General features: G+C 63.8%; 6 protein-coding genes. 3 read left to right on the top strand and 3 right to left on the bottom strand.

The genetic code is table 11. From position 1 onward, the window contains the following. Positions 1-368, bottom strand: a 368-nt coding sequence (locus tag ACRDUX_RS31295; protein ID WP_526419805.1) for a DUF2255 family protein, incomplete at its 3' end; no start/stop codon positions are given. Positions 369-681: 313 nt separating this feature from the next. Beyond that, positions 682-1,215, bottom strand: coding sequence for a hypothetical protein (locus ACRDUX_RS31290; protein WP_526419803.1), 534 nt, complete (start codon positions 1,213-1,215; stop codon positions 682-684). A gap of 526 nt (positions 1,216-1,741) precedes the next feature. On the opposite strand from ACRDUX_RS31290, the gene ACRDUX_RS31285 reads away from it, so the two are divergent. Continuing rightward, positions 1,742-3,904 (top strand): hypothetical protein, encoded by a 2,163-nt coding sequence (locus ACRDUX_RS31285; RefSeq protein WP_526419801.1) that lies wholly within the window; start codon positions 1,742-1,744, stop codon positions 3,902-3,904. Between the two features lie 192 nt (positions 3,905-4,096). Next, entirely contained in the window at positions 4,097-5,197 is a 1,101-nt protein-coding gene (locus ACRDUX_RS31280; protein WP_526419800.1) for a fatty acid desaturase family protein, read from the top strand. An 8-nt stretch (positions 5,198-5,205) separates the two neighbouring features. Here ACRDUX_RS31280 and ACRDUX_RS31275 read toward each other — a convergent pair whose 3' ends face one another. After that, positions 5,206-5,820: a hypothetical protein gene (locus ACRDUX_RS31275; protein WP_526419798.1), complete on the bottom strand. Its 615-nt coding sequence runs from the start codon at positions 5,818-5,820 to the stop codon at positions 5,206-5,208. Positions 5,821-6,317: 497 nt separating this feature from the next. On the opposite strand from ACRDUX_RS31275, the gene ACRDUX_RS31270 reads away from it, so the two are divergent. Next, positions 6,318-7,265: ABC transporter substrate-binding protein (locus ACRDUX_RS31270; protein WP_526419796.1), on the top strand; the 948-nt coding region annotated here is incomplete at its 3' end.

Genomic DNA, 7,265 nt, shown 5'->3' with positions numbered 1-7,265 from the left:
ATCTTGATCGTCGTGGAGCGTGCCAGCGCACTGGTGATACTGGCCACCGGGCCCGAGTAGTGGCCGTACTTGGCGCGGTAGGCGGTGTCGATGTCGTCCTGGAGTGCGCCGTCGTCACCGTCGACGTCGACGAATGCGACGTCGCTTTGCACGCCACCAGCGCTGATGTGACCGTCGCGGCGCTCCCGCGTGCCACGGAACCAGCCGGCGTCGGGTCCGTTGACCGAGCGGGTGTAGAGGTCGTCACCGCTGCGGACTACCCACACGACCACCGACTTGCGCAGCGAGCCGTCACGACGGCGACCAGCGACGTGCATCTCCTGCGCGTCGCCGATGCGCTCAAGTTCCTGAATAGTCCAGCCGCTCATCGTCATCCCCTAACGTGGCCAGGTCCCACTATTGCCGAACCTCAGTCAACGCCATCGGAGGGAGCGCTGACAGTGACTGTCGATCGGGGTATTGGCAAACACCCGCTTCGCTCGACAACCACTCGATCCCGGCCCAAGATGCCCGCCAGACGCGCCGACAACCACGCGCCGGGGTGACCCGGGGTTCAGTAGTCACGGTGAACGTCTCGTTCCAGCAACGCATTCGGGTGACAGCGCCGCAGCGGAAGTGCGTGGTGACCTTAGGGAGTCGCTCCAGAGAAGATGGGCACGAGCGGCGAAGAAGCAGTATTCGCTAGAACATGCCGCCGGAAAGTGCGCCTGCGATCGTCGAGAGCAAGCCGCCGCCCCCGCCACCAAGCTCGATGAACGGAATGTTCTTGAGGGGCTCGAGACCCGGAATCTTGGAGATGACCCCCAGATCGCCGTTGTTGAGTCCGATTGCGGCCTCCGCGAGGGTGGGACTCGGGCCTGGATTGTTGTCACCGGTGACCGCTGGATTCTGGTCTCGGACAACGGAGTTCTTGGAACTGACGACCGACGTCGCGCTCTTTTCCTCTCCCGCGGCCTTGGCCGTGGGCCTGGATGAATGAGTTGACGTATTCACGCTCTGCGCGCTGACGGTCGTACGGATCGATGTCGTCGGTGCGGACTTCCCCGGCGGCGAGACGCGCGACCCGCTGCCCGTTGAACCCGTCGTGTCTGCGTGCGCAACGCCCACCCCGCCGGTAAGAGCGGCGCCGAGGGCGAGGGTGACCGCTCCCGTCCCAAGCCATACGTACGCGTCGGTCTGGCGCCGCGCCGCCTTCGCCCTGTGCTTACCGGCCATGACTTTCCCCGTTTCGTCGGAGTGGCTGCGCGTATTGACGCGCACGAAGTATGTCAAAGAAACGGTCGGCTCGCTCGTCTTCATGCGTTGCGGGTTTTCCAGCATCCGACCTCGGCCGCGATCAAACGCCCCACGACTGCCGACACACCGAGATCAGCAAACCAAGACTGTCGCAGGGTGACGCACGTCATGGCTTCGCTCAGGTCGTCAGCGTGCACTTATGCCCCCCGGAAAAATGCAGGCCGGACTGCAACGAAGACGGTCGGGCTATCCCTTCATTGCCCCCTGCCAATCCAGATTTAGCAATCTACGCTTCAATGGGTAGCGAATTTGCTACCCGCAAACATGATTGTTGGCATATACCGCTCCCACCAGTACGAAAGCGAATCATCCATGACGTCATTCACTCGGCGTGACCTTGTCTTTGAAGGCGGCGACAATTTCGCAGCAATCTCACGTGGTCTGCGATAGCGGGATGTTACGGTCCTGAAACCAACCCGAGATAGTTCCCAAGGAAAGCGGTCACATGGGGTCGAAGCATCGCAAACAGAGTCGGCGGGCCAAGCGGATCGCGCTGATCAGCGCCGCCTCCGCAACGGCGACATGCCTGACCGTGGGCGCGGCACCGCCGCCGCTGCCCCACCACGCGGTGTCATCCGTGCCCGTCGCGCTCGCCGCATCCACCGGGCCCGACTACACGAAGCTCATCGAGAGCTTGTCGAACAGCACGAACAATGCGCTATTCGCTCAGGGCAACTTCCAGAACGCGTTCGCGGGTCTGGTGAATCCGCTCGGGGCAGCCTCTGGCGGTCTACTGCCGACGCTCAATGCGGGCACCACTCAGGAAGATTTGACGTCCCTCGAGGGCCTCATCGACACGCTGGCCAAGCTCCTCGCCCAGCCGAATTTGAGCAATATCCCCGGACTCCCGGCCGATGCGTTGCCCACGATCCTCAGCGCCTTGGTGCCGGCGCTGGCTCCCGTGCTTGGCCAGGTGACGCCACTACTCGCAACCCTTACTTCTGGGCTTGCCGGCCCGCTGGCCACGGTTGAAGAGGTGCTTACCGCACTTACCGCGATCAACGCCACCCTCAGCAGTCTCAACCTTCCGCTCATCGGCGGTATCCCCACCCTCAACGATCTACTCGGATTGACCGTCTCGCAGACGACATACCAGTCGGGTTACGCGTGGCCGATTCTCGGTATCGCCGGTTCGACGACCGTTGCCAACACGTTCGCCCAGTTGCCCAGCCTGACTTTGTCGGATCTGGTTGGGAATCTGACCGGGGTGCTCGAGATTCCGAACGTCAGCATCCCCGTTCTCGGAATTCCCCTGGGGGTGCCGCTGGGGGACATCGTCGACGGCATCATCGATGATGCGCTGACTCCTCTTGACGCCATCTCCACGCCGTCGATCACCGCCTGGCTCCCGGCGGCGTCCGGCAATTACGGCCTGCCACTCGGCGGCTCCGTCGGCTTTCTCGCCACCATGCCGACGCTCGACATCGGGCCACTCACCGTGCTGGAGGGCCTCCCGCCACTCACTCTCCCCTTTGGTATCGACCCCACCACCGATACCGTCGTCGCCATCCCCCTATTCGCCGGTGGTGCGACCCTTCCGCTGGGCCTCGCATCGTTCGCCACCGTGGGCACGCCGGGGATCGTCTTGCCCACTGCGACCGGGATCAACACGGTCGGCGGCGTGTCGGTGACGGCATTCAACCTCTTGGGCTTTCCAATCTTGACGAACACGAACATTCAGCCCGCGAATTACTACGGGACCAACGGAATCAACTTCAGTAACGGGACGAACCTCGCGACGATCGCCGGACTTCCAATCCAGTATTCGTTGGGTTCGTTCAACTTCGGCAATGAGGGATTTGGATTTACTGGCCCGTCACTGTTCAACGTCGGGTTGATTCCGCCCTTCCAGGTGGGGACCGCTCCGACGCAGCAGTCCTCGGACGGGCTGGTTGGTGAAGGCTTGTTGAACACTCTGCTGTTCAGCACTCCGAGGGCGCTACTTCCTACCCAGTCGACCAGCGTCACTCAAGCACTCGGCCTGCCGAACCCCGGCGATGCGGTGACACCGTTCCTAAATCCGCTGTACGCGTCCTTGGTGACGCCCCTGGCGACGCAGTACACGAACTACCTCAACCAGAACATCGGCTCGTGGACCAACGGTGCCGCCAACGGGCTGGAACAGTTCACCGGCGCCATCGCCGATCTGTCGTACGGACTCCCTGGGGCAGCACGCCCAGTTGTCCCGCCGGCAGGCCAATCGCTTCAGGACGCGAGCGTCCAGTCCCTCGCGAAGGCGTCCGACGACTCGCCAAACGTTGCTCAGGACAAGCAAATTGCCGTCGTCAAAGACAAGGACGCGGCTGACCCCATCACCAACGTCCAGAATCAGGCGAAGAAGGCGCGCACCGAGCTCGACGCCAACATCAAGGCCGCGAACGCGAAGACGCAGGCGTCGGTGAAGAAGGCCGGGGCGGACGTCGAGAAGTCGGTCAAGAAGACCGCCGCGACCCTGAACAAGATCGCCAAGGACGGACAAGACCAGATCAAGAAGACCGTCGCCGGGGTCCAGAAGACGGTCCACGACGCAGCCAGCAACGTGAGAGACGCCGCGAAGAACGCCACGGACAAGAAGCCTGCCGCGGCGAAGAAGGCGAACGACGAGTAGGCGCGCATACGATCGTCGACTCATACGGACCCAGCGCCAAGGCGCGCTTCTGCGTCTAGGCTGTTGCTACATACACGGGCAGGGAAGCACCACTCCTTGTATCTGCGTTTGGGCCAGGACCCTGCCGATCCGCCACCCAAGTCGGCGCCACGCGACGAGGGCCGTCCGAGCTGACTGGAAACTTGCAACACCATGGCCATCGCCGATGTCACCGAATTCGCCCACCTCACCGCATCCGACCTCGAGGCGTTCGCCGACGCCCTTGATGAGATCCGCCGCGACGTCGAAGAGAGTCGCGGCGCCAAGGACCGGGCATACATCCGTCGCACGATCACGTTCCAGCGCGTCCTGGACGTCGCCTCCCGTCTCGTCATCGCGGGCAGCAAGGGCAAGCTGGGATGGGCGGTGGGCACCGCCGGACTTGCAGCCGCCAAGAGCATCGAGAACATGGAATTGGCCCATAACATCGGCCATGGCCAGTGGGACTGGATGAACGATCCCGAGATCCACTCGACCACATGGGAGTGGGACATGGCGGGGCTGTCCTCGCAGTGGCGCTACTCCCACAACTACCGCCACCACGTCAACACGAATGTTCTCGGGGTGGACGACGACCTCGGCTACGGCGTGCTGCGGGTCACTCCGGACCAGCAGTGGAAGCGGTCCAATCTGTTTCAGCCACTGCGAAGCCTGTTGTTGGCCATCACCTTTGAGTGGGGGATCGCGCTGCACGATCTGTACTCCGAGCACGAGCGTCTTGACAACGACGTCGCGAAGTCCGTTCACAACCGCGCGCTTCTGCGCAAGATCGGCCGCCAGACCGGTAAGGACTACGTGGTGTTCCCGGCGCTCAGTCGCAGACGCTGGCGTCGCACCCTCGGCGCAAACGTCACCGCCAACGTGCTGCGCAACGTCTGGGCCTACGTGGTGATCTGCTGTGGGCACTTCGCCGACGGCGCCGAGAAGTTCACCCCGGAGACGCTGGAGAACGAGACGAAGCCGGAGTGGTATCTACGACAGATGTTGGGCAGTGCGAACTTCGACGCCGGACCCGTGATGGCGTTCATGAGTGGAAACCTCTGCTACCAGATCGAGCACCACTTGTTCCCCGACCTGCCGAGCAACCGCTACGCCGAGATCGCGGTACGGGTCAGAGCGTTGTGCGACAAGTACGACCTGCCCTACACGACGGGTCACTTGATCCATCAGTACCTGCTCACCGTGCGGACCGTGTTCAAACTCGCCCTGCCGGACCGGCGACCGTCGCCCGCTGACACCGCGGTGCTGGGATAACCCAAGGGCTAACCCTCTCCGCTGCCGTCACCGCCTCCGCCGCCCGGGTTCTCTTGGGTGTTCTCCGGCGAGACCGTCACCGTCTGAGTCACGGTGCTCGTGCTGGTGCTCGTCGAAACCGTGGTGCTCGTGCTCGGGGTGGTGGTGGTCGTCGTCGTAGTGGTCGTCGTCGGACTTTCGGTCGACGACGTGGTGTCCGGGGTGTCCGTCGTGGTGCTCGGCGACTCGGTCTGCGTGACGGTTTCGGTGCCACCGGTGGGCACGGGCGCCAGTGATGCCGCACTCGTCGACGAGGTGCCCGACGTGGTCGACGTGGTCGACGCCGGACTGGTCGCGTCGCCGCTCCCCGTCAGAGTGACGATGGCGTAGACGATGAGCGCGATGAGGATTACCGCGACGGCGCCGATGCTGACGAGGCCAGGCGGCTTGCGATACCACGGGGTGGGCGGTTCGGGCGGGGGCTCCTGGGCGTACTCGGGCTGGCCGCCCCCGTAGTTCCCGTACGCCGTCGGCTCGCTCCACGCAGCGGGCTCGCTGCGCGGGTAGCTGCCGTATTGCGTTGGCTCGCTGTCGGAGTAGTACGGATCGTCTGGGGGTCCGCCGGGACCATCGTTACGCGCCACGAGTTTCGATGGTAATGGTGCCCACCATCGTCAGCCGGTAGGCAGTGGACGGCCTTTGCCGCGCCGCGCCATCGGTGGTCGGACCCCCGGCGGTGCGGGGCTCCACCAACTGCCGGGCGGTTGAACACGCCGAATCGCTCATTTTTTTTGAGGGTTTTTTCGGTAATCGCCGCCAACGCCTGACCCGCTACCTCGGACCGCCGACCAGCAACTGTGTCAATTTTCCGGCGATTGGTGCCGAATACAGTAAGAATTCCGGCGTTCGTCACGCTACGGCTATCCGGGCGCGGCCCTCTCAGCAACCGGACGGTTGGCTCAGACGGCCCGCGAGGCCGCCGCCGCGTCCTGGCATTTCGCAGGCAACGGGCTCGTGACGAGGCCCGATTCCTGAATCCTCGAGTTGCCATCCGCCGTATTTCGGAAAAGATGCAGTGGCAGCCCGGCAGGAGGCGTACAGGTAATGGGCGCCGTCCGGACAAAGACCAAGGGGTATCTAGATGAGCAAGTTGCGCAAGGCGGTGACCGTCGGCGTCGTCGCCGCGCTGGCCACGTTCGGAGTGGCCGCCTGTGGAGGTGACTCCGGAAGCAGCGCCGGCGGAGGCAGCGGAGGAGGCGGAGGGGGCGAGGTCAACGTGACGATGACGTCGTTCCCCGACTACGTCGACCCACAGTTGTCGTACACCGTCGAAGGCTGGGAGACGCTCTACAACGTCTACACCCCACTACTGACCTACAAGCACGCCAAGGGTGAGGACGGCACCGAGATCGTGCCCGGTCTGGCCGAGGCCATGCCCGAGGTGTCCCCGGACGGCAAGACCTACAAGCTCAAGCTGCGCTCCAACATGAAGTACTCCGACGGGACCCCGATCAAGGCGTCCGACTTCACCTACGCCATCCAGCGTCTGTTCAAGGCGAACTCCGGCGGTTCGGTGTTCTTCGAGCCCATCGTCGGCGCCAAGGAATACGCCGACGGCAAGGCGAACACGATCAGTGGCATCGTCACCGACGACGCCACGGGCGACATCACGGTCACGCTGACCGAACCCAACGGGACGTTCGACAGCATCCTCGGTCTGCCGTTCGCAGCGCCGGTCCCGCCGAGCACCCCGCTGGACAAGGATGCGACGAACAACCCGCCGCCCGCCAGCGGCCCGTTCATGATCTCCCACGTTCAGGCACCGCAGACCCTGACGATGGAGCGCAACCCGAACTTCAAGACCGTGAAGGACGCCGGCGCCAGCGAGGTGGCCGACGCCAACGTCGACAAGATCACCGTGACCCAGAACAAGAGCAACACCGCGCAGGTCACCGACATCGAGCAGAACCGCGTCGACTACATGTCCGATCCGCCCGACGCCGACCGGCTCGCCGAGGTGAGGTCGCGCTATGGCGACCGCTTCCGCATGGAGGAGTCGATCAACACCTACTACTTCTGGATGAACAAC

The organism is Mycobacterium sp., from assembly GCF_050701675.1.
In the GTDB taxonomy this organism is placed as follows: Bacteria; Actinomycetota; Actinomycetes; order Mycobacteriales; family Mycobacteriaceae; genus Mycobacterium.
Note: the sequence above shows the minus strand (reverse complement) of the source record. Positions and strands in the feature narration are given on the sequence as shown.

Coding starts and splice junctions, on each gene's coding strand:
- ACRDUX_RS31285 (WP_526419801.1), top strand. CDS start 1,742: ATGGGGTCGAAGCATCGCAAACAGAGTCGGCGGGCCAAGCGGATCGCG.
- ACRDUX_RS31290 (WP_526419803.1), bottom strand. CDS start 1,215: ATGGCCGGTAAGCACAGGGCGAAGGCGGCGCGGCGCCAGACCGACGCG.
- ACRDUX_RS31280 (WP_526419800.1), top strand. CDS start 4,097: ATGGCCATCGCCGATGTCACCGAATTCGCCCACCTCACCGCATCCGAC.